We start from the raw sequence: 23,141 nt of genomic DNA on the forward strand, positions 1-23,141 counted from the left end.
GTACTTCTTCTAGTGCGAGGATGGATAGCGAGGGGCGCGAGAGCGCCCCTAGTCCGGCCTCGATTGTTGCTCAATATACTGTTTGACCATGCTCAGGGGGGCGCCTCCGACACTTCCCGCAAAGTAGCTTGGACTCCACAGCGAGTTCTTCCGGTAGGCGGGCTGCACCAGTTCAGGGTGTAGTAACTTCATCCGCCGGCTGGATACCCCCTTCAAACTATTCACCAGCCTGGATACCGCCACTTTGGGTGGAAAGTTGACAAGCAAATGGACGTGATCGGTTTCACCGTTGAACTCCTGTAGCTCCGCCTCGAAGTCCCGACACACTCGGTCGAAAAGCAATTCGAGGGAGTTGAGATGCGCGCCGGTGAACACCTTGCCCCGATACCTGGTGACAAAGACCAAATGGGCATGGAGTTTAAAAACGCAGTGTCTTCCTGTTCTGATAGCTTGTTTGGTTTCCATAGACCAAGTATATTCGAAGCCATGAAGCAGACCAAGACCCTCAAGGTTCGAGTGAAGGACAAACACGCCGCCGAGCTTAACCGCATGGCCCGCAGCGTGAATTTTGTTTGGAACTACCTCAACGAACTGTCTTCCCGAGCCATTCGGGAGAAAGGTCTGTTTCTGTCTGCCTACGACATGCACCCCTATACCAAGGGTGCTGGCAAGGACCTCGGCCTGCACAGCCAAACGCTGCAATGCATCGCTGCTGAATACGTTGCCCGCCGCAAGCAGTTCAAAAAGCCCCGCCTGAATTGGCGCAAGTCCGGCGGTGTACGCCGCTCACTTGGCTGGATTCCGGTCAATACCGGCGCGGCCAAGTGGAAGAACGGGCAGGTATTTCACAACGGCACCTACTTCAAGGTGTGGGATAGCTACGGCCTGTCGACATACAAGTTCCGTGCCGGCAGTTTCAACGAAGATAGCCGGGGCCGGTGGTATTTCAATGTTGCGGTCGAGGTGGACGTTCAACCGACGCTTGGGCAGGGTGCCGTTGGCATCGACCTTGGGCTCAAGGATGTGGCCACCTGTAGCGATGGAGGAAGGCTGGAAAACAGCCGCTTCTACCGCCGGATGGAAGACCAGTTGGCGACAGCCCAACGTGCCCGCAACAAGCGGCGAGTAAAAGCTATTCACGCCAAGATCAAGAACCGTCGCCAGGACGCGCAGCACAAGTTTTCCCGGAAACTCGTCAAACAGTACGGCGAAATCGTCGTGGGCGATGTTTCCTCAACCAAGCTCGCGAAGACCAAGATGGCCAAAAGCGTCTACGACGCTGGCTGGTCACAACTGAAAACGATGCTGGAATATAAATGCGCTCACGCAGGCATCGTCTTCAAGGTCGTTCGCGAAACCAACACCACCCGCGCCTGTTCATCGTGCGGCTCGCTTAGCGGGCCGCAGGGCGTCAACGGGTTGCGAGTAAGGGTCTGGGAGTGCGTTGAGTGTGGTGTACTCCACGACCGGGACGTGAATGCGGCCCGGAATATCCTCAGTCTCGGGGCAGGACGTTGCCCTCAAGAAGTTGGAATCCCCGTCTTTTAGGCGGGGAGGACGTCAATCTGCTCATCACTGCGGGTGCTCTAGCGGGCTGCAACACCATTGCAGGGGCAGGACAAGACGTTGAAGAGGGCGGCCAAGCAGTACAGGACGCCGCGAGTTAAGGTTCGGTCTAACGGTTTATTGTGCAATGTGCGGGCTAGGCAGCAATGCCTGGCCCGCACTGCTATCGAGGCAGGGATTTGTGGAGGGAGGTAAATAATGACGCCAGGAAAGCTTTGGATGACCACCACTCAGCGCCATATAAAAGGTCTGGGCAGTGCGCTGGCCGTGATGCTGTTAGCTGGGTGTAGCAGCGCGCCCAATGAGTCCGCCGCGCCTAAGCCGCCGACGGTCGATCAAACCGCGCCGACTAGCCAAACATGCGATGCCAGCGCCGTGCAGTATGCCATTGGTGCGCCCTTTGATGAGGCCAACTTGGCGACGCTAGAAGAGCAGAGCGGCGCTCGTCAGGTGCGTGTGCTGCGCCCCGGCACGGCCGCGACCATGGATTTCCGTGACGACCGGCTCAATATTCATCTGGAAAGCAACGACATGATTGAGGCGCTGCGCTGCGGCTAACGCAAAATCAGCCATACGCAGGCGGCGCTTACGCGTGCGCTGTCCATTGTGCGCGCGAGCCTAGAGCAGACGCCCCTGGCGACCGCAACGGTCTAGCTAGTCGTAGCGGTCTTTCCAGCCTTGGTGGCGTACCTGCTCTTTAAGCATTTCGAGTACGTCGTAAAGCACTTGCTCGGTCACTTTGGCGCTGGAGTCGTCGACGGTTAGCCAGCTGTCAAAGCCATTTTCAGCCGTGCGCTCCACGAGCTGGCGGAAGGCGGGGGAGTGCATGCCCTGGGCCATTTCATCCACCAAACGCTGGGCCACGTTGCTAATGGATGCCTGCATCGCACTGGACGCGGTTTGCCCCATGGGTAAACGGTGCAGCCGTCGAATTTCCGGGCTCTCCCGCAGCGTGCGGCTCACCAGGTCATCGATGGCCGCCATAATGGCGGGGCGATTTTGCTGATAGGCTCGGCCTGCCGTGGCCTCTAAGCGCTCGGCAATTTCATGGATCAGCTGGGTTTTACGCGGCATGATCACCCGCTCGATGACGCGTTCGGTGAGCGAGTCGCTGGACATGATCTGCTCCTGAGCATTGCCTAGCAAACGCAGCGCTATACGGTCTGAGAGCTCCTCCAGCAAAATATCGTAATACTTGGTAAAAAATCGATAGACCGACCAACGGGTCACATCGACCAAGCGCAGTCGATGTAACCGGTGTAGGAGCGAAATGACGCGTAAGGCACGTAGCCAACGAAACCCACTGAGTGGGATGCAGCCCAGCACGTCGTACCAGTGTACGAAGGGATAGAAAAACCAGCGGTGATAGCGCCGCTCGGCAATCGCGACGGCCCAGCCTAGCAGCACATCGGCAATAAAGAAGCTGACAAAGACCAAATCAATGGCAATAAATCGGCTGTGAATCGCCGTATCGTAAAAACGGTGAAAACCAGGCGCGATAGCGGCAATCGCTTGGTTGATCGGGCCAATCAGAAACAGTGAGTCAAACAGCAGCAGGCTAAGGTTAATAATAACGGCGGCGAGGATCAGCAGATCCCAGCCGATGTGCGCATACTCAACGGCCTTGGGAAGGCGGGGATAGCGCTGCCTGATGGGCATGATGACTCCTTGTCGTTGAAAGTAGAGCAGCGCTTAGCGCTGCTGGTGATGCTGCTGGGTCAGCTCCTCTTCACGCTCTGCCTGTTTGCGTAGCTTCTTGCGCAGCGCGGCTTTTTCGAAGCGCAGCTTCTGCAGCGGGGTCTCCAGCGCCAGGGGCGGCACCCGGGCAGGTTTGCCGTCGGCGTCCACGGCCACCATGGTGAGGTAACAGCTATTGGTATGGCGAATCAGCTTCTGGCGAATATCCTCGGCCACTACCTTAATGCCAATTTCCATGGAGGAGCGCCCCACGTGATTCACGCTGGCGAGAAACGTCACCAGCTCGCCTACATGGATCGGCTGTTTGAACAGCACCTGATCCACCGAGAGCGTCACCACATAGTGGCCGGAGTAGCGGCTGGCGCAGGCGTAGGCGACTTCATCGAGTTTCTTAAGAATAGCACCGCCGTGCACTTTACCGCTGAAGTTCGCCATATCCGGCGTCATCAAGACCGTCATGGAGAGCTCGTGCTGGCCCGGTAAGGCGCTGTGTTCAAGGCTCTGGTCTGAGGCGTTGGGTACAGCAGAGGCGTCGGACATAAAAGTCACCTTACGATTAAAAATGCCCGCCCCCAGGCGATACCACAGGGGCGGGTGTTGACATCGTGCTTAGCTGCTTAGAACCACACTAAGCCCACGGAAATGATAATACCGGTAATCAACAGCTGGATCAGGCAGAAGCCCATGATGTCCTTAGCTTTCAAGCCGGCAATCGCCAGCACTGGCAGTGCCCAGAACGGCTGCAGCAGGTTAGTCCAGGCATCGCCCCAGGCCACCGCCATGGCCACGCGGGCAATATCGGCACCCAGCGCTTCTGCGGCAGGCAGCATGACCGGTGCCTGTACCGCCCACTGGCCACCACCGGAAGGCACAAACAGGTTCACGATACCGGCGCTGATGAACGACCAGAACGGCAGCGAGTTAGCGGTTGCAAACGAGACCAGCCACTCCGACATGCTCTGGGCCAGGCCCGACTGCACCATGATCGCCATAATGCCCGCATAAAAGGGGAACTGGATGACGATGCCCGCGCCGCCCTTGATGGCTTCGTTCAGGCTGGTAAGCAGGTTGCGCGGTGTGCGGTGCAGCACGATCGCCAGGAACAGGAACATGAAATTCACCACGTTCAGGTTCAGGCTGCCGCCGCGCAGCAGGAAGTGGTCCAGCAAGAACAGCAGGCCAGGTACACCTACCAGCAGGGCCAGCGGCATGCTGTTTTCGAGCTTTTCGGCAGGTCGCGTGATGCGGCCTACGGGCTCTGGCTCGTCGTCTAGCAGTTTGGGATCGACGTACACGCTGTCTTTTTCATCGGGCAGCATCATACGGTTGACCAGCGGTACGGCGATAAAGAGACACACCACAATGGCCAAGTTGAAGAAGGCGAAAATGGTCGAACCCGTGCCAATGACACCGATCTGATCGGCAGAGAAGTGGCCTTCGGTGGCAATCGTCAGCGGCACCGAACCGGCCAAGCCGCCGTGCCACACCACGAAGCCCGAGTAGGCGCTGGCCACCAACAGGCGGTAATCGACCTTGATCAGCCGGGCCAGTTCTTTGGCGAACAGAGCACCGACCACCAGGCCAAAGCCCCAGTTGATCCAGCTAGCGGCTAAAGAGACCAGCGTGACGAGAATAATTGCGCCGCCGGGCGACTTCGCAGTACCGGCAATTTTTTGCAGAATGCGTTTTACCGGTGGCGAACTTGCCAGCATAAAGCCGGTGACCAGCACCAACAGCATCTGCATCGAGAAGGTGAGTAGCCCCCAGAAACCGTCGCCCCACATACGCAGCACGGCCAAGGGTGTTTGGCGCTCCACGGCAATGGCGGCCACAGCGGCAATCAGGGTCAACAATAGAACGAAGATATACGGGTCTGGTAAATAACGCTCGACCAGCTTAACTGCTGGTTTTGATATGAGTTTTAGCATGGAGTGCTCACTTTATTCGTTATTAGGAAGTGCGCGGCTAATATACGGCGGTGCGGCACAATTTTCACCCCTCAACGGCCAATGCGTCGGGTGCTTAACATTGTGTAACTATTCAGCACCGGTTGGCTGAGTCGGGGCTTCTTGCTGCATGAAGGCTGGTACCTCCCCCGCAAACAGTTGCTCCAGTGCGGTATGCGCCGCTACCCCTTGCTTGACGGCGGTCGAGAGAAAGCTACGCATGCGGCAGAAGATCTCAGCACCCTCCCAGGAGCGGAAACAGCCCGAGATTTTCTGCTGGACCTTGGTCATTCGCAGATCGCGCTCCCCCTGGTTGTTGGTGAAGGGAGCGGCAGGGTCGTCGAGGAAGCGCAACACGTCGTCCTCGTACGCCTGGAGGCGTTCCAGGAGGTTGCGCGGCTTGGTGCGCTTGGCCCGGCCTCGCGTTCCAGGTGGCGGTTTCACCGGCGGGGGGCACTCGGTGTCCCCTTTCGCCAGGCAATCTCGATAGCGCTGCCGCCAGGCTCGGGTCTCATCGGCCGAGAGGCAGCCGTCGGCCACCTCCACGGCGCGATGCATCTCCAACAACAGGTCATGCAAGGCCTTGGCCCATGCCTGGCCATCGTTCTCCCAGGCCGCTGTCAGCTCCCGAAGGTGGTGCGCATTACAGAGCGCGTGCCGGCAATCCGGATAGCGGTAGTAGGGCTTCCAGTGATCATGCACCAGCACGCCACGCACGAAGGGCAATACGCCGATGGCGTCCATCGCTTCCTGGCCGCGCTTGGGGTGCGGGGCCAACCAGGTCAGGGCCTCGTTGGAGGCGCTGTGTAGCCAGTAGCGTTTGCCACCGACCTGCATTCCGGTTTCATCGGCATGGACGGTGGCTGCTTCACGTAGCGCCGGGATCACCCACTCGGCGAACGCCTCGGCCCGCTGGTAGGCCTCCTGGTTGAAGGCGAACAGGGTGCCGGTGCTCAGCGACAGGCCGCACTGCGAGGTGAGCAACTCGCGGATACGCGCATAGGGCAACAGCTGATACTGGGAGAGATAGACGACATGCGCCTTGAGGCGAGGGCCATACTGGATGGGGCGAGTCACGCCCTCGGGGAATGGCGCCACGTAGCGTTGCCCCTGATCATCTTCGAGGACCTCAGCCTGATATTCGGTGACCACGGCCTGGATTACGATGTCCTGCACTTGGCGCGTTTCGACGCCGACCGGGCGGTAAGAACGCCCCTTGGGGAGTTGCCGACGATCGACACGGAGCTTGACCACCTCGTCGGGGTCCGTCACCGGCGCCAACGTCTTACCCTCATGCCCTGGCTGTCCGCCGGGGCGCCGCTCGCCTTTGGCGCGCGAGCGGCGCTGGCGATTGGGATCCTGGGACGGTGGCTTGCTGCTGTTGCGGCTACTGGTGGCCAGGCGATCGGCCATGAGCTTGACCAGCAGCATCAGCACATCGATGGCGGCACGCAGCGACGGCGAGACCGTCTGGTCTTCCTTGAGCTGCTGCCGGACCCGCTCCAGGGCCTCGTCGACGTTGATATCGCTGATGGTCATATCACCGCATAGGTGTGCCGAATGATGCTGTGCACTATGCCAGAAAAATCAGCTGGTTGGCGATACCCCATCCGCAGCCACCTGAATAGTTACAACATTGTTACATCACCTTACGTTAGCGCAGTTTGCTCGCCTTGCCCGTTGTGGCGTTCAACGCTGCTGATCAAAGGTGAGAAACGCCGGATGACGGCCGCCAGCGGGTCAGCCGGTAGTGCCGATAATAGCCAATGAGCACGGCCGAGCGGGTGAGCATAAAAAGTGTGAAGGCTAGCCAGAGGCCGTGATTGCCCAGCCCCTGGCATAGCCACCAGCTAGGCAGGTAGACTGCGAGGCCCGCAAAAATGCTGTTGCGCATCTCGCGTACCGCCGTGGTGCCGATAAACACGCCGTCAAGCAGGTAGCTCCAGACGGCAATCAGCGGCATGACCACCATCCACGGCAAATAGCTGGCGGCGGTGACGCGCACGTCGCTCAATCCGGTCAGCATTGCGATCAGTTGATTACCACCCAAGGCAAAAAGCAGCGCCGCCGCAGCGGATGTCCAGAAAGAGAACTGTGCCGTGGCCCGCACCGTGGCGGCAAACTCTCGCCAATCGCGACGCCCGTAAGCGCGCCCTACTAGCGACTCAGCCGCGTGGGCAAAGCCATCCAGCGCGTAGCTGGTCAGCATAATAAATTGCAGCAGCACGGCATTGGCGGCGAGCACGGTATCGCCCTGACGGGCGCCTTGCGCTGTAAAAAACGCCATGGCAAATAGTAGTCCAAGCGTTCGCACAAACAGGTTCGCATTAACACTAAGTAGCGCCGAATAGGCCTGCAGTGCCAATAGGCGCTGGCGTTGAAAGTGGCCTTCAAGATGCCCCAGCTGGCGCAGCACCAAGTAGCCACCGAACAGCAGCGCGCTGTAGTCAGCGAGCACGCTAGCCAGCGCTACGCCGTTACTGGTCATCCCCAGACCCACCACAAACCATAGGTCGAGCACGATATTGACGCTATTGGTCAGCACCAGAATCATCAGCGTGACGCGGGAGTTCTGCTGCCCTAAAAACCACCCCAAAATGGCGTAGTTGGCCAGTACGGCAGGGGCAGACCAGAGGCGAATCTCGGCATACTCGCGGGCCAGCGGCGTGGCCTGTACGCTGCCATCTAGTAGCCATAGGCCAAGCGAGATGAGCGGTGTGCCAAACACGATTAATAGTGTGCCGATGACACCTGCCATGATCAGCGACTGGCCTAGCAAGTTGCGCACGTCACTAGGCGACTCGCGCCCTATGGCCTGGGCGACCAGTCCGGTGGTGCCCATGCGTAAAAAGCCAAAGCCCCAGTAGAGAAAGCTAAATAGCGTTGCGCCAAGGGTCACGCCGGCCAGGTAGCGAGAGTCGGGTAAGTGCCCGACCACGGCGGTATCCACCAAACCGAGTAGCGGTACGGTGATATTGGAGAGAATGATGGGCCAAGCGAGGGTCCAAATACGCATTCAGAGTGACCTTCGCTCGCAAACGTTCAGGCACATCTTAAGTGGGCGAGTTAAGCGGCAGTAATGATGCGATACTTCTCCATCAACTGCTCTTGGGTCTCGGGGCGCTCTGGGTCGAGGGGAATACAGTCCACCGGACACACCTGCTGGCACTGAGGCTCGTCGAAGTGGCCGACGCACTCGGTGCACAGGTTGGGGTTGATCACGTAAATCTCCTCACCGGGAGAAATCGCGTCGTTGGGGCATTCCGGTTCGCAGACGTCGCAGTTAATGCATTCGTCGGTGATCATCAGGGCCATGGGCATACCTCACGAATGGCGTGTCACTCGGGTTTTAGATACCCGAGTGTTTTGCTCAACAATATCGATAGCTAGGTAGTGTAGTGCTTACGCAGCGCCTCTGCGACCTGCGGGTGCACCAGGGGGGAAATATCGCCGCCCAGCTTGGCGATTTCCCGCACGATGGTCGAGGAGATATAGGAGTTTTCCACTGCCGGGGTAAGAAACACGCTCTCAAGCTCAGGATTTTGAGCGCGGTTCATATTGGCCAGCTGCAGCTCGTACTCAAAATCGGAGACCGCTCGCAGGCCGCGCAGAATAATCGTCGCGCCCTGTTCGTGCATCATGCTAGTGAGCAGCGTCGAGAAGCCAATCACGCTGACATTCGGCAGCGATGCGCACACCGACTGGGCCAGCGCAATTCGAGTATCCAAATCCAGGCTTGGGTGTTTGCCGGGGCTGGCTGCCACGGCAATCACCACTTTGTCGAACATCCGCGCGCCGCGCTCAATCAGGTCGAAGTGGCCGTTGGTGATCGGGTCGAACGTGCCAGGATAGACAGCGATCTTTTCGCGATGCGCGCTCATGACGGCGTCCCCTCATCCAGTGAACCAAACGGATTATCGGCGACCAGCGAAACCGCGTGGTCATAGCCGGGAATGTGGATACGGTCTGCGTGAATCTCAAGCTCTGGGCCTTCCAGCACCGCTTCGCCAAACTGGTAGCGGGGGGCGTAGCGCCCGCGATCGGCCTCAGCGAGATAGGCAGCGGCGTTAGCGCGTACCGCTTCGCGGCGACCTTTCCACGCTTCTATCGCGGCGCTGCCGTGGCGCTTGGTGAGTAGACGCTCGGTCACCTCTGGCGAGAGCACCACGCCGGTGGCGTTATTACCGCCAAAGCCTTTGGCGTTGATAAAGGCAGCATCGGCGGTAAATGCTTGAGGAGTCGTGAAAAAGCGCAGCCGCTCGGCGTAGACGTCATCGGCCACCGCATCCAGCGTGGGGATACCCGGCAGCAAACCGTGGGCGAAGCTGCCCAGGGCGCTGGCCAGCTGATCACCTGCCGCTGACCCTTGGGAGTGGCCGATGAACGCTTTAATGGCCACCACCGGCCACTGCTTGATGCCGTTCGCGCGGGCGATTTCATCGAATACGTGGGATTCGGTGGTGCGGTTTTTCGGCGTGCTGGTGCCGTGAGCGTGGAGGAAAGTACGCTCTTTCAGCGCGGTTTCTCCCAGTATGTCTTTAACCAGCGCGGCGGCTTTACCCAGGGTGATGTAGTTGCCGATGCCCGGCGCGGAGATAGAGCGCTTATAGCCGTCGGCATTGACAAACACATCGGGCACCGCGCCGAGAATATCGGCCCCTAGCTCTAGGGCAAGGCTGTCGTCCATCAGCAGCAGGAACTGGCTCGCTTCTGCCATGGTGAACCCGCAGTTGCGGGCAAACGGACGGCAGGCGCGCTGATAATCAGCGTCGGTCAGCAGCTCCAGGGCATCCAGCGCTTTTAGGCTGGCGTCATCGGCCAGCGCGCCCATGGCACGGAAGCCTTCGATAATTTCCGGGGTAATCGGCGCATCGGCGGTGCCCACCATCACCACCCGGCGACGGCCTGCGCGGATATCGTCAATGCCCAGGCGCAGGTTGTAGAGGAAGCTGGCGCAGGCGCCTAGCGCTGCGCCGGTGCCGCCTACGCTGCCGAGTACGTAGGCATTGAGGAAGTCAGAGGGCATCTGTCCATAGCCCAGCGGCATCTGCTTGGAGGTGGCGCGCTGGCCGGTCACCAAGCTTTTCAATAAGCCGCCCCACCCCTGGTCATCGAGCTGGCCAATCGAGTTGCCCGCGTACACAGCGATATGGTCGGGGTTGAGCTGCTGGCGCAGGGTTTCCCAAGAGAGGCCGCTGGCGCCCAAGCAGTCGCTGGCGCCAAACACCGCCATGGAGAGCCCGCGAGGATGGTGCACGCTGCGGTAAAGGCTGGCTGGGTCAAAGCCGCTCGGCAGTTGCGCGGCAGCCCGCACTTTAGGCTCTTGGGCGTCCGGTAGCAGCACGTCGAAGATGCCCGCAGGAATAGTCACCTCGACTTCACGGGTATCGATTTCGCGCACCTGCCACCCATCGGGCAACTGGTCGGGTAGCTGGCGGCGGCGCAGTGTCACGCGCAGCGGCTCTGCCAGCGCCAGATCGGCTCGTCGGTTTGCCGGCAGGCCAGGGGCGAGAAAGCGCGGGTCTTCATTGCGGCGAATCAGCGTGTGGTTAAGCACCTGATCGCGCAGCATCTGGGCAGGGGCGTCAATGGGCTGCCCTGCGCTGTCGTGCCATCCGTTGTCGGAGTGCTCGGCAAGGCGCATAAGCGCTGCCAAGCTTTCCACGGTTTGGCGCTGCTGGTCAGCAGGAAGAGCATCAAGCACGGTGCGGCGGAAGGCCTGATGGCCCGAGGTTCTGCCGGCGGGATTGATGCCGCCCATGCCGACAATCACCGGTAAGTGTGACAAGCCGGGTTCCTCGTGGTGCGGTGGTTTTTAATAACGGTTATTGTCAGACCGTGTCGAAAACCTTAACCGATCTGAGCTTAATAGTGAGCTTACAAAAAGGCTCGGGCGTGATCATAGCACCGGGCGTGCAACGGCGTCATGCCGAGTGCGCGGGAGACTGATAGAATCACGCTTTTTTTAACCCAGGGGATGGCATGCAGCACACCTCACGGCCAGTGATTTCCAATCAGCCAGGTCCGCATCACGATGTGGCGCGCCGAGTAGCGCGCGCGTTAGCGCATCCGCTGCGCAAACCCATTGCTGACCACACGCGCCGAGCGTTTGAGCAGGCCGATGCGTGGCGCCAGCAGCACTCTGCACCGTTGATTCTCGACGCAGGTTGCGGAGTAGGACTATCGACCCGGCGGATAGCCATACAGTTCCCCCACCACAGCGTGATTGGCGTTGACCGAAGTGAGGATCGTCTGGGCCGGGAGCACGGTGAGCTGCCGGAAAACGCCCTGCTGGTGCGTGCCGATCTGGTCGATTTCTGGCGACTGGCCCTGGAAGCAGGCTGGACGCCCGAGCGCCACTACCTGCTGTATCCCAACCCTTATCCTAAATCAGCACACTTGAAAATGCGCTGGCATGGCCATCCGGTTTTCCCCACACTGTTAGCCCTGCGCGGGCGGCTCGAGCTGCGTTCGAACTGGCAGCTCTATGTGGAAGAGTTTGCCCAGGCCGTGGAGGTCGTCACCGGCCAAAAGGCAAGCGTTGCCCCGTTGCACCCTAATGGTGACTATCTCACCCCGTTTGAAGCCAAATATGACCAAAGTGGCCAAACACTTTGGCGTTTGTGCATCGACCTGGAGCGCCCATGACATTTGTTTATTTGATTCTCGCGATTGTGGCAGAGGTGATTGCCACCAGTGCGTTAAAAGCCTCTGTGGGTTTTACTCGGCCACTGCCGAGCCTGCTGGTCGTTGGAGGCTACGGGGTGGCGTTCTATTTATTGAGCTTGGTACTACGTACGCTGCCGGTAGGGATTACCTACGCCATTTGGGCGGGCTTAGGTATTGTCTTGGTCACCCTGGTCGGGATTGTCGTCTTTGGTGAAAAGCCCGACCTGCCTGCGGTGTTTGGCATCAGCCTGATTGTGGCCGGGGTGGTCACTCTGCAGGTCTTCTCTAAAATGAATGTGCATTGAGGTAGCTCAAAGTGACGTGTTTTCGCAACTTCTCCACGCGCTGGCTGCGCAACGGTATCGTCGCGGGGGTAACGACCGCTGCGCTGTGCGCCAGCTCGGTGCTCTGGGCCGACTTCACCCGGCTGAGTCAGTTAGAAGCAAAAGGGTTTTCGGTCAGCGCTGAAGCGCGCCTGTTAGATGCCGATAGCGGTAGTAACCCACTGCTGGGCAGACTTAATCCAGAGCGTCAGCTCTCACCCGCCTCGGTGACAAAAGCCTATATGTCGGCCGCGCTGCTTAATCGTTTCGGCCCCCAGCATCGCTTCACTAGCCAGTTAGTGAGTACCGGCCAAGTGGATAACGGCGTGCTACGCGGTGATTTGGTCTTTGAAGGCGGCGGTGACCCAGGTTTGACGACCGAAGACCTGTGGCGGCTCGTCCAGCGCCTGCAGCTTGCCGGGGTAACGCACGTTGACGGGGCGCTGGTGGTCAGCCAGTGGCGCTTTGGCCCAGTGGAGTGCATCACCACTGATCGCTGCAACGCGCGTACCCGAGTCACCAACGCCTATAGTGCGCCGCTAACCTCGGCAGGCGTCAATTTTGGTACGTGGTGTGTCAATGTGGCGCCTGCGGCAACCCCCGGCGAGCCTGCGCGGGTAGGGCTATGTGATAGCCAGGCGCCGCTGGTGGCCATTGATAATCAGGTGGTAACGCGCCCGGCGAACAGTGGCACGGAGATTAGCGCCGAGCGCATCACCGATGAGCGTGGCGATGTGATGCGTTTGACGGGGCAAATTTCTACTAATGCAGCCGCGCGGGATGTTTACCGTGGTGCCGGAGATGCGGCTGAAAAAACCGCCCAGGTACTGTTAAGCATGCTCAATCAGGCGGGCGTTAGCGTGCGTGACCCGTGGCGGGTAAGCTCAACCCAGCCGCCAAGCAGCGCCCAGCGCCTTGCCGCAGTGGATAGCCAGCCGCTCCAGGAGCTGTTACTGCGCACCATGAACTACTCCAATAACTATATGGCCGACGTGCTGGCGCTGAACTTGGTGGAAACACCCCAAGCGCAGCTGCGTCAGGCAGGGCAGGCCATTGAAACCTATGTGCAGAGCTTGCCTGGGCACGGCCCGGTCACACTGCACAGCGGCAGCGGTTTAACCACCGATAACCGCACCTCGGCGCACGGTGTCAACGTAATGCTGGAGGACATGTTCCGCCAAAGCGCGCTGTTCCCAAGCTTCGTGGCCTCTTTCCAGTCGCCCGCCAACGGCGTGATGCGCTTTATCCGTCGTGGCTCACCTACCTTTCAAAATAACGTCATGCTGAAAACCGGCACGCTCAACCAGCCGTTTGCCGTACGTGCCGCGGCGGGCTATTTCCGCACGGCCCAAGGGCGCTGGGGGGTGTTTAGTGTGTTAGTGAACGGTAGCGGCAGTACCCCCTACCTCAGCTGGCCCGAGGTGCTTGACCCGCTGTCGTTAGATCTAGATGCAATGATTTTAGCTAATTAATTAAACGCTTAGGTGAGGCAACGGGCATGAAGCCACGTCACACGGGGTTAACCCATTTACTGCACTCCACGCGCTACTCCTGGAAAGGCCTGAAGGCGGCGTTTCGTAATGAGTCTGCCTTTCGTCAGGAGTTGGCGATTACTGCCGTGCTGCTGCCATTTGCCTGGTGGATTGGCGAAGGCCCATTAAGCTGGCTGCTGCTGGTCGGCAGTCTGTTTCTCGTGCTGATTGTCGAGCTGCTCAACAGCGCCATCGAAAACGTGGTCGACCGTATCGGCACCGAACACCATGAGCTGTCAGGGCGTGCCAAGGACATCGGCTCGGCCGCGGTGATGCTGTCGCTGATGATGGCGGGGCTGACCTGGGGGCTGTTAGGCTGGGAAAAATGGATGGGCTAGTTGGCCTAGAATGGCGTTGAGAATCATAACAATCGCTTGGCAAAGAGGTGCTTATGCAGACCAATGATGCGTTATTCCCCACGACAACGCTTCCCAAAGCGCTTGCACCTGCTGCCGAACAGGCACAGCAGCGCCTCAGCGAGGCCCTAAGCCAGGCGGATAATATCGCCTCAATGACCAAGCAGCCGCTGCCCTCCAGTAGTTGGGAGGCGCTCGCTCCTGCCCGCCGGGAAGCGCTGGCTCGAGTGGTCACTATCTCCACCTTCGCCCTTGATACGTTGGCGCGCTTTCCCCACTGGCTGGCCGAGCTGGATGCGGCAGGGGAGTTGGATAGCGCGCCCAGCAAAGAAGCGCTGACTCAGTGGTTGGATGATGCTCTGGAGAGCGCCGAGGACGAAGATGCCCTGCACCGGGCGCTGCGCCGTTTTCGTCGAGCGCGCATGCTGGGCATTGTTTGGCGCGATCTAAATCGCCTCGACGGTGCCACCATGTGGGATACCGCCCGATCGGTCTCTTGGCTGGCGGAAGTATGCACCGAAGCGGCGCTTGGCTGGCTGGAGCGTTTTTATGCATCCCGCTGGGGGACACCTGCCGCTCGCAGTGATGGTGAGCCTCAGCGGCTGGTGGTACTGGGAATGGGTAAGTTGGGCGCGGGGGAGCTCAACCTCTCGTCGGATATCGATCTGATTTTTGCCTTCCCTGAAAAGGGCGAGACTGAAGGTGGTCGCAAACCGCTAGAGCATCAAGAGTACTTTACCAAGCTTGGCCAGCGCCTGATCGCCGCCCTGGATGCCATGACGGCGGATGGTTTTGTGTTCCGCGTAGATATGCGCTTGCGCCCGCTGGGCGATGGCGGCCCGCTGGTAGGCAGCTTTTCGATGCTCTCCAGCTACTATCAAGACCAAGGCCGTGAGTGGGAGCGCTACGCCATGCTGAAGGCGCGGCCTGTGGCGGGGGATATCGACGCGGGCCAAGAGCTGCTGGCAAGCCTACGGCCGTTTGTGTATCGCCGCTATCTGGATTTTGGGGCCATTGAGTCGCTGCGCGAGCTGAAGGCAATGATCAATCGCGAAGTGAAACGCAAAGGCATGCAGAGCAACATCAAGCTGGGGCCGGGGGGGCATTCGCGAGGTGGAGTTCGTGGTGCAGGCGTTTCAGCTGATTCGCGGCGGGCGTGATACTGAGCTGCAGGTCACCTCGCTGCAAACAGCGCTCAAGCGCTTGCCCGAGCTTGGGCTGCTGCCTCAAGCCGTGGTGGACGAGCTACTGCCGGATTACGCCTTCCTGCGCGATGTGGAGCACGCCCTTCAAGCGCTGGAAGATCGCCAAACCCAAATGCTGCCCACCGATGATGAGGACCGCGAGCGCGTCGCTTTCGCCATGGGGCACGAGGATTGGCCCGGGCTTATCGCCCAGCTAGATGAGGTCCGCGAGCGGGTGCGCCAGCACTTCGACGCGGTGATCGCCGACCCTGAAGAAGAGGCCGATGAAGAGCAAAGCGACGCCAGCCTCTCCCAGTGGCGGCTATTGTGGCGCGGTGAACTTGAAGAGGATGAGGCTCAGGCCCTTCTCAGCGAAGCGGGCTTTAACGAATCGGAAAAAGCACTCAAACGATTAAAAAGCCTTTATCACTCGCGCGCCGTGCAGAGCATGCAGCGTATTGGTTTTGAGCGCTTGGATGCACTGATGCCGCTGCTACTGGCTGCCGTGGCGCAGAGCGATATGCCGGACACGGCCCTGGCTCGGGTGCAGCCGTTGATCGAGGCGGTGCTACGACGCACCGCCTATCTGGCGCTGCTGCGCGAAAATCCGCAGACCCTTGAGCATTTGATGCGGCTATGTTCGGCGAGCCCTTGGATTGCTGAACAGTTGGCACGCTACCCCATCCTGCTGGATGAGTTGTTAACCCCCGATACGCTCTACACGCCCGCCGATAAATCGCGGCTTGCCGATGAGCTGCGTCAAACGCTCAACCGTTTACCCGAGGACGATGAAGAAGCGCAGCTAGAAGCACTGCGGGTGTTCAAGCATGCGCAGATGCTGCACGTGGCCGCCTCGGATGTGGCGGGTACGCGTCATCTGATGAAAGTAAGCGATTACTTAACCTATATCGCAGAAGTTATTTTAGACGCGGTGCTGGCGATGGCGTGGAAGCATGTCACCCGCAAGCACGGTGCGCCTGCGGGGTGTAACAACCGCGAACCTGCCTTTTTGATTATTGGTTATGGCAAGCTGGGCGGCATTGAGCTGGGCTACGGCTCTGACCTGGATCTGGTGTTCCTGCACGATAACGACGGTAAAGGCAGTACCGACGGCCCTCGGCCTTTGGATACGCCGGTGTTTTTCACTCGCCTGGGCCAGCGCATCATTCATCTGCTGACTGCGGTAACCCCGGCGGGCAGTCTTTATGAAGTGGACATGCGCCTTCGTCCATCAGGGAATGCGGGGCTGCTCGTCACGTCGCTGGACGCGTTTGCCGAGTATCAGCATCAAAATGCCTGGACCTGGGAGCATCAGGCGCTGGTGCGGGCCAGAGTGGTGGCGGGCAGTGAGGCGCTGGCCGATAAGTTTGACGAGCTGCGTGGTTCGATTTTACGCCGCGAGCGCGACCCGCAGGCGCTGCGTGATGATGTGGTGAGCATGCGCCATAAAATGCGTGATCACTTGGGCACGAAAGGCGAGGGCGCCAAATCTGAGCGGGGCGATGGCGAAAATGCCAGCACAGATGCCACGTTTAGCTTGAAGCACGATGCAGGCGGCATGGTGGATATCGAGTTTCTCTGCCAGTACGCCGTGCTCGCGCTCTCCCATCAAACGCCCGCGCTGATCACCTATAGCGATAATATTCGCATTTTGGAAACTCTGGCCGAGAGCGGGCACATCACTCAAGTGGAGGCTGAGCAGCTACGCGAGGCTTACCTGGCCTACCGCAGTCGTACTCACCGCGCGGCGTTGACCGGTGAAAAGGCGTTAGGGCAGGTTAAAGAGTTTGCGGAGCACCGTCAGATAGTGACCGCACTGTGGCAGCGTTTTCTGGAACCTTGATTGGCGGGCAGGGCGTTTTTCAGTAGCATCAGTAAAAAGCTAGCCTGATAACGACTGGCCTAAAACGGCTGCTCCCATATCAATCGTTTTAATCACAGCAGTTCCCATAACAGCAGTTCCAATAAAAACAAGGACGACACAATGCGCACTCCTTTTCCTGTGCGGCCTCGCAGCGAGGTGGCTGGTCAATGATCGGTCAAATTTTAGCCACGCTGCTGCCGGTGTTTTTGATTGCCGGTAGCGGTGCCGCCTACGGACGATTCCGCACTCCCGATATTCGCAGTTTAAACACCCTCAATATGGAGCTGTTTGTTCCACTGCTGGTGTTTGCCGTGCTAGCCGACCGCCAAGCGCCCCTGGCGGAGTACGCCTGGCTCGCCAGCGCTGCTGCGCTGGTGGTGTTGGGGTCAGGGTTAGTGCTGTGGCCGGTGGTGAAGTGGCTTGGGTTAGACAGTAAGGTCTTCCTGCCGCCAATGATGTTCAATAACTCCGGCAATATGGGGGTGCCGCTGCTGGTGCTGGCTTTTGGGCCGGAAGCGCTGCCAGCGGCGGTGGTGGTGTTTATCGTGGAGATGCTGCTGCACTTTTCGGTGGGACTTTACATGCTAGACCCGCGTACTTCGCTGTGGCGGATGCTTAGAATGCCCATCGTGGCAGCCAGTTTGGCAGGGCTGCTGGTTAATGTAGGGGGTGTGCCGCTGCCGGGCTGGCTGCTGGAAGCCATGCATATGCTGGGTGGTGTGTGCATTCCGCTAATGCTATTTGCGCTGGGCGTGCGCCTGCTGGAAATTGACTTTAGCGACTGGCGAACAGGGCTGCTGGGGGCGGTGCTTTGCCCGCTCTCTGGGCTGGTGATTGCGCTGCCGCTCATGTGGCTGCTGCCGCTGAATCCGTTGCAAACAGCCACCTTGTTAGTATTTGCCGCGTTGCCGCCAGCGGTATTGAATTACTTGGTCGCAGAGCAGTACAAGCTCGCCCCTCATAAGGTGGCGTCGTTGGTGTTGATCGGTAACTTGGGAAGTTTGATCGTCATGCCGCTAACGCTGGCGGCGGCCTTCGCCTGGATCCAGCCGCCGCCCTAACGGCGAGGCTCGTCTTTTACTTCGTAGCTACCTTCCAGAGCATCGTGCTGCCTAGATGGCTGATCGCCAGCGTAGCCGCCGCCAATGTCTTGAGCGTGATCGGCACGCATCTGCTCCATACGCTTTTTCATCTTATGGCGCACAAACGGCATCATCGCCCAGCCAATCAGCAGGAAAAATAGCCCCAGCACAACGCCAACAATCATCAGTGCGCCAAACGCTAGCCACGTCAACAGCAGTTTCAAGCTGCCCATTAGCCCATTTGGCTGCGTTTGTGCAGCACGGGCGCGCCACTGGTTAGCAGCTTGCCAAGCGGCATTGCGTTGGTCGCGATTCATCTGTGGCATGAAAGCCTCCATCGTTCGTTTGCCACTATTGGAACATAGCGGAGCGAGCAAGTTCACTGCTTCTTTTTGAGAGTTGAAACTAATATATCAGTTGGTGCTAATTTTTCTGTATTAAGCGCTTAACATGCGATTGCTAGCCTCGGATGTTAGGATTTAATTGAGCGCACTAAAATGAAGAGCCGTGTTTTTATAAATCCACGCATTTATTAACCAGTATTTTCATTAACCAGGGTGGTGCTATGACAAATCATGGAGGGAAGTCGGTGTTTATCGCATCGGCAGTGATTATTTTCGGCTTAGTGATTGTGGGGGCCGCGTTTCCTGTCGCGTTTGGTAATGCTGCTGAGGCCGCCCTCACATCAATTACCGAGCTATTTGGCTGGTTCTATCTCTTCTCTGTATTTGGCTTTGTGGTGTTCCTGATTGGCCTGGCGCTCAGTAAATACGGCAAAGTACGTCTGGGACCCCAGGACAGTACGCCCAGCTACAGCTTTTTCTCATGGATCAGCATGCTATTGGCCGCAGGCTTTGGGGTAGGGCTGGTGTTTTACGGCATGGCAGAGCCCATGACGCACTACATTAACCCGCCTTACGGCGATGTCCCGGCAGAGAGCGAAGCGGCTGCACGCTACGCCATCCAGTACAGCTATTTTAATTGGGGAATTCACCAGTGGGCGGCATTCTCCGTGGTGGGTTTGATTATTGCTTACTTTCAGTTCCGTAAGGGGCAGGCGGGTTTGGTGTCTTCAGTGCTCTCGTCGGTCACGGCCAAGCACCCCCATGTGCGCCCCTACGCTTCCTGGTTAGATGTTTTTGCGGTGGTGGCTACCGTGATGGGGGTGGCGACATCACTAGGGCTTGGCGTATTACAAATGAATGGCGGTCTTAACGCGGTATTTGGCTTGCCGGAGAATGGGTTTTGGCAATTTGTCATTCTATTTGTGATGTTCTGCGCCTACATGGCATCTACTTGGTCTGGTTTGGATAAAGGCATTAAGCGCCTGTCTAACTTAAATATGGCGCTGTGTATCGGTTTGATGCTCTACGTGCTGTTCACCGGCCCGACCATTGCTATTTTGGAAACGATTACGCTAGGCATTGGCGACTATCTGCAGAATTTTATTGGCATGAGCCTGCGCATTTCACCCTATAGCGACAACCAGTGGGCTAGTAGCTGGACCATCTTCTACTGGGCTTGGGTGATTGCCTGGTCGCCCTTTGTGGGCACCTTTGTGGCACGTGTGTCTCGCGGGCGCACTATTAAAGAGTACGTATTTGGGGTGCTCTTTGTGCCGCCGCTTTTGGCGTGCTTGTGGATCGGCGTATTTGGTGGTGCAGCGCTTAACCTGGAGCTGAACGGCACCGATGTAGGCCTGGCTGCGGCCACCGAAGCAAACATCACCGTCGCCCTGTTTGAGATGTTTGATTTGATGCCGTTCTCGGGCGTGCTCTCCGTGTTGGCCATGCTACTAATCTTTATTTTCCTGGTGACCTCAGCAGACTCCGCTTCGTATATTGTGGCGCAGATGACGGATAATGGTTCTATCAATCCACCACTCTATAAACGCGTGGTATGGGGCGTGCTGATCGCGGCGATTTGCCTTACGCTTATCGTGGCGGGTGGCCTTTCCGGCCTGCAGTCAGCGGCCGTGCTGTCAGCGCTGCCGTTTACCTTTATTCTGTATATGATGGTAATTGTGCTGGTACGCGAGCTGCGTGCGGATCGTAAAGCGATGCTGACCCAGCTCTACCGTCGCCACGGTGAGACCCCCGTGGGTGCTGATGCCTTTGAGGCGGAGCAGTTAGGGGAAGAGGAGCGTCTGCGCCGTGCGCCCAACGTGGTCAATCGGCGTATTAATAGCTAAACAACGGCTTCGATAGAGGAAGCACCTATGGAAACTGCGTGCTAATGGCTCGACAGGGACGTCACGGGGCAACGCGAAGGCAGCCAAAAGGGGCTGCCTTCGACCGTTGGTTAGATCGGGTGGTCACCGTTGCGGTAGTCACTGCGATGGTGGTTGGCTTGTCAGCGGTCATTGCCCACTGGTTGCTGTGACGCTGTGACGTAGAGCCGGTGGATGCCCACACGAACGCCCGACTACGCCGGGCGTTCGTGTATCTCAATGCGGTTCCTGCCGCGTCGTTTGGCATGGTAGAGCTGTTGATCTGCTTTGTTGAGCAGGTCATCAGGGCTAAGCGGCTGCTCAGGTGTTGTGGTGGCAATGCCCATGCTAGCCGTTAGGTGCGAATGAGTGCTGGAGTAGGCATGTGGAATAGCCAGTGACAGAATGGCTTGGCGCAGACAGTTGGCAATATTCATCGCCTCATTGGCATCTTTGCCAGGTAGTACACAGATAAACCCGCCTCATTCACGAGGGCTCTGATCGGGCAGTCTGAAGCTGCGTGCCATCGGCATTGCTCGTAAGGATCCGTATTTCCGGCGTGAGCGCCTGCTTCATAATGCCCGAACACTGCGTTTCTTTCGCTGATTAACCTCCAGGAATTAATCTCGACCTTCAAAGCAGCCGTGATCGCCGAACGCCGCTCCGGTCGCTCGCTTTCTGGTGCTGTGGTGGTCTCGTTGGAGCGTCAACTCAACGCGGTCAGCTTTGGCAACCCCTTCAGCAGCGTCGGCCACCACTTGTCGGCGGCGGCGCCGAGGTGAACCGTGATGCGCCGAGCGTGCAGCGACAAGGTGGCGGCGGTCTTGAGCACCTGCTCACGCATCTGGCTCAGACTCCAGCCTTGCCGGGTCTGCCGCTCCAGCAGGCAGCGCAGGCCATGCAGGACCTGGTAGGCGTAGAGGCTGAGCAGCAGGCTCACCTCGTTGCGGGCCATCACGTCCTGAACGGTGGAGGCGCCACGATCGGTCGACGAGAGGTGCACGTCCAGCGCCGACTTCACCTCGCCCATGTGCGCCTCGGCGCTGCCGCGCTTGCGGTAGAGCGCCAGGACCTTCTCCGGCGGCCAGTCGAACTTGCCGAGGTTGGTGACCAGGAAGAAGGCATGCAGCAGCAGGTCATCGGGGCGTTCCTGCACCACCAGCACCACGCGACGCGGTGCCGACCAAGAGCCCGCTTGATACTCCAGATCGTGGCACCACTCGCGAGGCTGCTCGGGTGGCCGGCCGGGTGGCCGCTTCAGGTGCGGTGCCGCCAGCTTCTGCAGGCCGGAGTGACTGCGCAGTCGGCCCAGGTACTCGATGTCGCGCTCTTCCAGGGCCTCCAACGTCGCGTTGTCGGTGAAACCGGCGTCGATGCGCACCCGAACCTGGGCGCCGGTGCTCTCGTTGAGTCGCCGCACCAGATGCGGGATCCAAGTGTCGGCGTTCTCGGCCGGGCCGGCGTTGCCCTCGCGCAGCAGGCCACCCACCATGTCACCGGTTTCGGCCAGCGAGGCGACCAGCGGCGAGTAGATGCGGGCCCCGTAAAGGCCATGATAGGCCGACCCGCCCTGGTGGCCGTGGACCTCGATCGGCAGGCCGTCGATGTCCAGCGTCAGCTGCTTGGGGCGCTCGCCGTTCTTCAGCGCGGTCAGGCGCCAGATCACCAGTCGCAGCAGGCCTTCGTGCACGGCATCGATATTGTCGCAGCGCCCGAGGCAGGTCAGCAGCCGCGACAGCGTGGCTTGAGACGGCCGGTCCTGGACCAGGGGCGTCATGCCGCGTGCATCGCTGCAGGCCAACTGCCAAAGCGGGTCACGGCGCAGCGTGTCGGTATCGCTGAGATCGATCCAGCCCATCGCCCGTTGCAGCACCAGGGTACGCAGCTGGCTGGCCAGCGAGTGGCGGATGCGTAGCGGGTTGCGGAAGTCGACCAGATTGTCTTCCAGCGCCTCGATCACGCCGCTGTTGTCGAGGGCTTCACGCAGCAGCAGGGCGCCGCTGTCGCTAGTGGTGCGCTGGCCGCTCAGCTCGACACGCACAGCGCCGTTGCAGGAGGGCGTCCAGGTGGATAGGCTTTCACCCATGGCGGATGGCTCTCTTGGTTCAGGTTCTTGACGGAACGTTCTGATTTCTCAAGAGAATACCATCCGCGTGCGCCAGGCAAAGCTTGGTCATCTGGGAGCAGGCCAGGGCCTGCAGAAAGGGTGAGTTGAACCCCAGTGGGTGAAATTCCCACCCGGCCAAGGGTAGCCGCCAGCCGGTAGCGAGTCTTGCGCAGCGTCGGGCAACCGCCGCTGTGAAGCGTAGACAGCAAGTGAGTAGGCCGTGTCATTGAGCCCCGAAATTTTCACCACGCGATCGCCGACGCCCTGCGGATAGCGGAAGGCAACACGAGTTCACTGAAAAGGCTTGGTGAACGAAGGTCGCCGGGGTCATTAGAGCAGGGCATGTTCACACAGGGGGTTCCCAGGAACCTGGGAGGCCCATTTCCCTCCTCCGATCTAACGCTATCAGGTACGGGAGCCACCTGCCCCCAAGCTCCCTGGCCCAGCACTGCAGTGACTGGCGGTGATGGGAGCGAAACAACAGCCACTCAGGAGGTACGGTACGGCGAGTGTAGCGAGCCGGCCAGATGGGGTAATGGGAGTCGGAGCCACTCATAGTACTGATGAAATCGGGGAACCAGCTCGATGGGACCCGGTGGAGGGAA

22 protein-coding genes and 1 pseudogene are annotated in these 23,141 nt (G+C 59.2%); 11 read left to right on the top strand and 12 right to left on the bottom strand.

Annotated features, from left to right (window positions below):
- Window positions 1-48: 48 nt before the first annotated feature.
- A complete protein-coding gene (tnpA, locus tag A3220_RS12845) occupies window positions 49-465 on the bottom strand; it encodes an IS200/IS605 family transposase (protein WP_026001627.1) in 417 nt (138 codons plus the stop codon).
- Between tnpA and A3220_RS17995 the strand changes: the two genes are divergently transcribed.
- The 3 genes from A3220_RS17995 to A3220_RS12855 all read left to right on the top strand — a co-directional run bounded on the left by A3220_RS17995 (window position 358) and on the right by A3220_RS12855 (window position 2,124).
- The gene (locus tag A3220_RS17995; RefSeq protein ID WP_244891588.1) at window positions 358-1,548 is read left to right on the top strand and encodes a transposase; all 1,191 of its coding nucleotides are present in this window, start codon (window positions 358-360) and stop codon (window positions 1,546-1,548) included. The genes tnpA and A3220_RS17995 overlap by 108 nt on opposite strands.
- Window positions 1,515-1,667, top strand: a complete 153-nt coding sequence (locus A3220_RS16985; RefSeq protein ID WP_252860472.1) for an entericidin A/B family lipoprotein — start codon at window positions 1,515-1,517, stop codon at window positions 1,665-1,667. The genes A3220_RS17995 and A3220_RS16985 overlap by 34 nt, the downstream gene beginning before the upstream one ends.
- Before the next feature lie 97 nt (window positions 1,668-1,764).
- Complete coding sequence (locus A3220_RS12855; protein WP_228168357.1) at window positions 1,765-2,124, top strand: I78 family peptidase inhibitor; 360 nt, start codon at window positions 1,765-1,767, stop codon at window positions 2,122-2,124.
- Window positions 2,125-2,220: 96 nt separating this feature from the next.
- On the opposite strand, the gene A3220_RS12860 is transcribed toward A3220_RS12855, so the two are convergent.
- From A3220_RS12860 to A3220_RS12895, 8 genes are all read right to left on the bottom strand, one after another.
- On the bottom strand, window positions 2,221-3,225 hold the full coding sequence (locus tag A3220_RS12860; RefSeq protein ID WP_062375174.1) for a hypothetical protein: 1,005 nt from the start codon (window positions 3,223-3,225) through the stop codon (window positions 2,221-2,223).
- Between the two features lie 33 nt (window positions 3,226-3,258).
- Complete coding sequence (locus tag A3220_RS12865) at window positions 3,259-3,804, bottom strand: acyl-CoA thioesterase (protein ID WP_062375176.1); 546 nt, start codon at window positions 3,802-3,804, stop codon at window positions 3,259-3,261.
- Window positions 3,805-3,881: 77 nt separating this feature from the next.
- The gene (locus tag A3220_RS12870) at window positions 3,882-5,192 is read right to left on the bottom strand and encodes a short-chain fatty acid transporter (RefSeq protein ID WP_062375178.1); all 1,311 of its coding nucleotides are present in this window, start codon (window positions 5,190-5,192) and stop codon (window positions 3,882-3,884) included.
- A gap of 108 nt (window positions 5,193-5,300) precedes the next feature.
- Window positions 5,301-6,749: an IS66 family transposase gene (locus A3220_RS12875; RefSeq protein WP_062375179.1), complete on the bottom strand. Its 1,449-nt coding sequence runs from the start codon at window positions 6,747-6,749 to the stop codon at window positions 5,301-5,303.
- Between the two features lie 163 nt (window positions 6,750-6,912).
- Complete coding sequence (locus tag A3220_RS12880) at window positions 6,913-8,226, bottom strand: MATE family efflux transporter (RefSeq protein WP_062375181.1); 1,314 nt, start codon at window positions 8,224-8,226, stop codon at window positions 6,913-6,915.
- Between the two features lie 50 nt (window positions 8,227-8,276).
- On the bottom strand, window positions 8,277-8,525 hold the full coding sequence (locus A3220_RS12885; RefSeq protein ID WP_039182874.1) for a YfhL family 4Fe-4S dicluster ferredoxin: 249 nt from the start codon (window positions 8,523-8,525) through the stop codon (window positions 8,277-8,279).
- Between the two features lie 71 nt (window positions 8,526-8,596).
- Window positions 8,597-9,091, bottom strand: a complete 495-nt coding sequence (gene coaD, locus A3220_RS12890) for a pantetheine-phosphate adenylyltransferase (RefSeq protein WP_054641557.1) — start codon at window positions 9,089-9,091, stop codon at window positions 8,597-8,599.
- Window positions 9,088-10,971 carry a beta-ketoacyl synthase gene (locus tag A3220_RS12895; RefSeq protein ID WP_062375188.1) on the bottom strand — a complete coding sequence of 628 codons (1,884 nt, stop codon included), beginning with the start codon at window positions 10,969-10,971 and terminating at the stop codon, window positions 9,088-9,090. The genes coaD and A3220_RS12895 overlap by 4 nt, the downstream gene beginning before the upstream one ends.
- A gap of 221 nt (window positions 10,972-11,192) precedes the next feature.
- Between A3220_RS12895 and A3220_RS12900 the strand changes: the two genes are divergently transcribed.
- From A3220_RS12900 to A3220_RS12925, 6 genes and pseudogenes are all read left to right on the top strand, one after another.
- Entirely contained in the window at window positions 11,193-11,858 is a 666-nt protein-coding gene (locus A3220_RS12900) for an SAM-dependent methyltransferase (RefSeq protein WP_044630158.1), read from the top strand.
- Entirely contained in the window at window positions 11,855-12,184 is a 330-nt protein-coding gene (locus tag A3220_RS12905) for a multidrug efflux SMR transporter (RefSeq protein ID WP_062375183.1), read from the top strand. The genes A3220_RS12900 and A3220_RS12905 overlap by 4 nt, the downstream gene beginning before the upstream one ends.
- Before the next feature lie 11 nt (window positions 12,185-12,195).
- A complete protein-coding gene (dacB, locus tag A3220_RS12910; protein WP_062375185.1) occupies window positions 12,196-13,674 on the top strand; it encodes a D-alanyl-D-alanine carboxypeptidase/D-alanyl-D-alanine-endopeptidase in 1,479 nt (492 codons plus the stop codon).
- Between the two features lie 26 nt (window positions 13,675-13,700).
- The gene (locus A3220_RS12915; protein ID WP_054641555.1) at window positions 13,701-14,072 is read left to right on the top strand and encodes a diacylglycerol kinase; all 372 of its coding nucleotides are present in this window, start codon (window positions 13,701-13,703) and stop codon (window positions 14,070-14,072) included.
- A gap of 53 nt (window positions 14,073-14,125) precedes the next feature.
- Window positions 14,126-17,117 (top strand): annotated as a pseudogene (gene glnE / locus A3220_RS12920) (bifunctional [glutamate--ammonia ligase]-adenylyl-L-tyrosine phosphorylase/[glutamate--ammonia-ligase] adenylyltransferase).
- Window positions 17,118-17,305: 188 nt separating this feature from the next.
- Window positions 17,306-18,199: an AEC family transporter gene (locus A3220_RS12925; RefSeq protein WP_062362359.1), complete on the top strand. Its 894-nt coding sequence runs from the start codon at window positions 17,306-17,308 to the stop codon at window positions 18,197-18,199.
- Here A3220_RS12925 and A3220_RS12930 read toward each other — a convergent pair.
- Complete coding sequence (locus A3220_RS12930; RefSeq protein WP_044630164.1) at window positions 18,196-18,546, bottom strand: hypothetical protein; 351 nt, start codon at window positions 18,544-18,546, stop codon at window positions 18,196-18,198. The two genes, A3220_RS12925 and A3220_RS12930, sit on opposite strands and share 4 nt — an antisense overlap.
- A 239-nt stretch (window positions 18,547-18,785) precedes the next feature.
- On the opposite strand from A3220_RS12930, the gene A3220_RS12935 reads away from it, so the two are divergent.
- Both A3220_RS12935 and A3220_RS17460 read left to right on the top strand, forming a co-directional pair.
- Entirely contained in the window at window positions 18,786-20,411 is a 1,626-nt protein-coding gene (locus tag A3220_RS12935) for a BCCT family transporter (RefSeq protein WP_058577121.1), read from the top strand.
- 44 nt (window positions 20,412-20,455) lie between these two features.
- Window positions 20,456-20,602: a hypothetical protein gene (locus A3220_RS17460; RefSeq protein WP_164834392.1), complete on the top strand. Its 147-nt coding sequence runs from the start codon at window positions 20,456-20,458 to the stop codon at window positions 20,600-20,602.
- Between the two features lie 42 nt (window positions 20,603-20,644).
- Here A3220_RS17460 and A3220_RS12940 read toward each other — a convergent pair whose 3' ends face one another.
- The gene (locus A3220_RS12940) at window positions 20,645-20,902 is read right to left on the bottom strand and encodes a diguanylate cyclase (protein WP_290123753.1); all 258 of its coding nucleotides are present in this window, start codon (window positions 20,900-20,902) and stop codon (window positions 20,645-20,647) included.
- Between the two features lie 233 nt (window positions 20,903-21,135).
- Window positions 21,136-22,515: an IS1380 family transposase gene (locus A3220_RS12945; protein ID WP_062375186.1), complete on the bottom strand. Its 1,380-nt coding sequence runs from the start codon at window positions 22,513-22,515 to the stop codon at window positions 21,136-21,138.
- Window positions 22,516-23,141 lie beyond the last annotated feature (626 nt).

The organism is Halomonas sp. KX33721 (assembly GCF_001596805.1).
In the GTDB taxonomy this organism is placed as follows: Bacteria; Pseudomonadota; Gammaproteobacteria; order Pseudomonadales; family Halomonadaceae; genus Vreelandella; species Vreelandella aquamarina.

Excerpts from the sequence above, each read along its gene's own strand:
- A3220_RS17995 (WP_244891588.1), top strand. The coding sequence starts at position 358 with ATGCGCGCCGGTGAACACCTTGCCCCGATACCTGGTGACAAAGACCAA.
- tnpA (WP_026001627.1), bottom strand. The coding sequence starts at position 465 with ATGGAAACCAAACAAGCTATCAGAACAGGAAGACACTGCGTTTTTAAA.
- A3220_RS12855 (WP_228168357.1), top strand. The coding sequence starts at position 1,765 with ATGACGCCAGGAAAGCTTTGGATGACCACCACTCAGCGCCATATAAAA.
- A3220_RS12860 (WP_062375174.1), bottom strand. The coding sequence starts at position 3,225 with ATGCCCATCAGGCAGCGCTATCCCCGCCTTCCCAAGGCCGTTGAGTAT.
- A3220_RS12865 (WP_062375176.1), bottom strand. The coding sequence starts at position 3,804 with ATGTCCGACGCCTCTGCTGTACCCAACGCCTCAGACCAGAGCCTTGAA.
- A3220_RS12870 (WP_062375178.1), bottom strand. The coding sequence starts at position 5,192 with ATGCTAAAACTCATATCAAAACCAGCAGTTAAGCTGGTCGAGCGTTAT.
- A3220_RS12875 (WP_062375179.1), bottom strand. The coding sequence starts at position 6,749 with ATGACCATCAGCGATATCAACGTCGACGAGGCCCTGGAGCGGGTCCGG.
- A3220_RS12880 (WP_062375181.1), bottom strand. The coding sequence starts at position 8,226 with ATGCGTATTTGGACCCTCGCTTGGCCCATCATTCTCTCCAATATCACC.
- A3220_RS12885 (WP_039182874.1), bottom strand. The coding sequence starts at position 8,525 with ATGGCCCTGATGATCACCGACGAATGCATTAACTGCGACGTCTGCGAA.
- coaD (WP_054641557.1), bottom strand. The coding sequence starts at position 9,091 with ATGAGCGCGCATCGCGAAAAGATCGCTGTCTATCCTGGCACGTTCGAC.
- A3220_RS12895 (WP_062375188.1), bottom strand. The coding sequence starts at position 10,971 with ATGGGCGGCATCAATCCCGCCGGCAGAACCTCGGGCCATCAGGCCTTC.
- A3220_RS12900 (WP_044630158.1), top strand. The coding sequence starts at position 11,193 with ATGCAGCACACCTCACGGCCAGTGATTTCCAATCAGCCAGGTCCGCAT.
- A3220_RS12905 (WP_062375183.1), top strand. The coding sequence starts at position 11,855 with ATGACATTTGTTTATTTGATTCTCGCGATTGTGGCAGAGGTGATTGCC.
- A3220_RS12915 (WP_054641555.1), top strand. The coding sequence starts at position 13,701 with ATGAAGCCACGTCACACGGGGTTAACCCATTTACTGCACTCCACGCGC.
- A3220_RS12925 (WP_062362359.1), top strand. The coding sequence starts at position 17,306 with ATGATCGGTCAAATTTTAGCCACGCTGCTGCCGGTGTTTTTGATTGCC.
- A3220_RS12930 (WP_044630164.1), bottom strand. The coding sequence starts at position 18,546 with ATGCCACAGATGAATCGCGACCAACGCAATGCCGCTTGGCAAGCTGCT.
- A3220_RS12935 (WP_058577121.1), top strand. The coding sequence starts at position 18,786 with ATGACAAATCATGGAGGGAAGTCGGTGTTTATCGCATCGGCAGTGATT.
- A3220_RS17460 (WP_164834392.1), top strand. The coding sequence starts at position 20,456 with ATGGCTCGACAGGGACGTCACGGGGCAACGCGAAGGCAGCCAAAAGGG.
- A3220_RS12945 (WP_062375186.1), bottom strand. The coding sequence starts at position 22,515 with ATGGGTGAAAGCCTATCCACCTGGACGCCCTCCTGCAACGGCGCTGTG.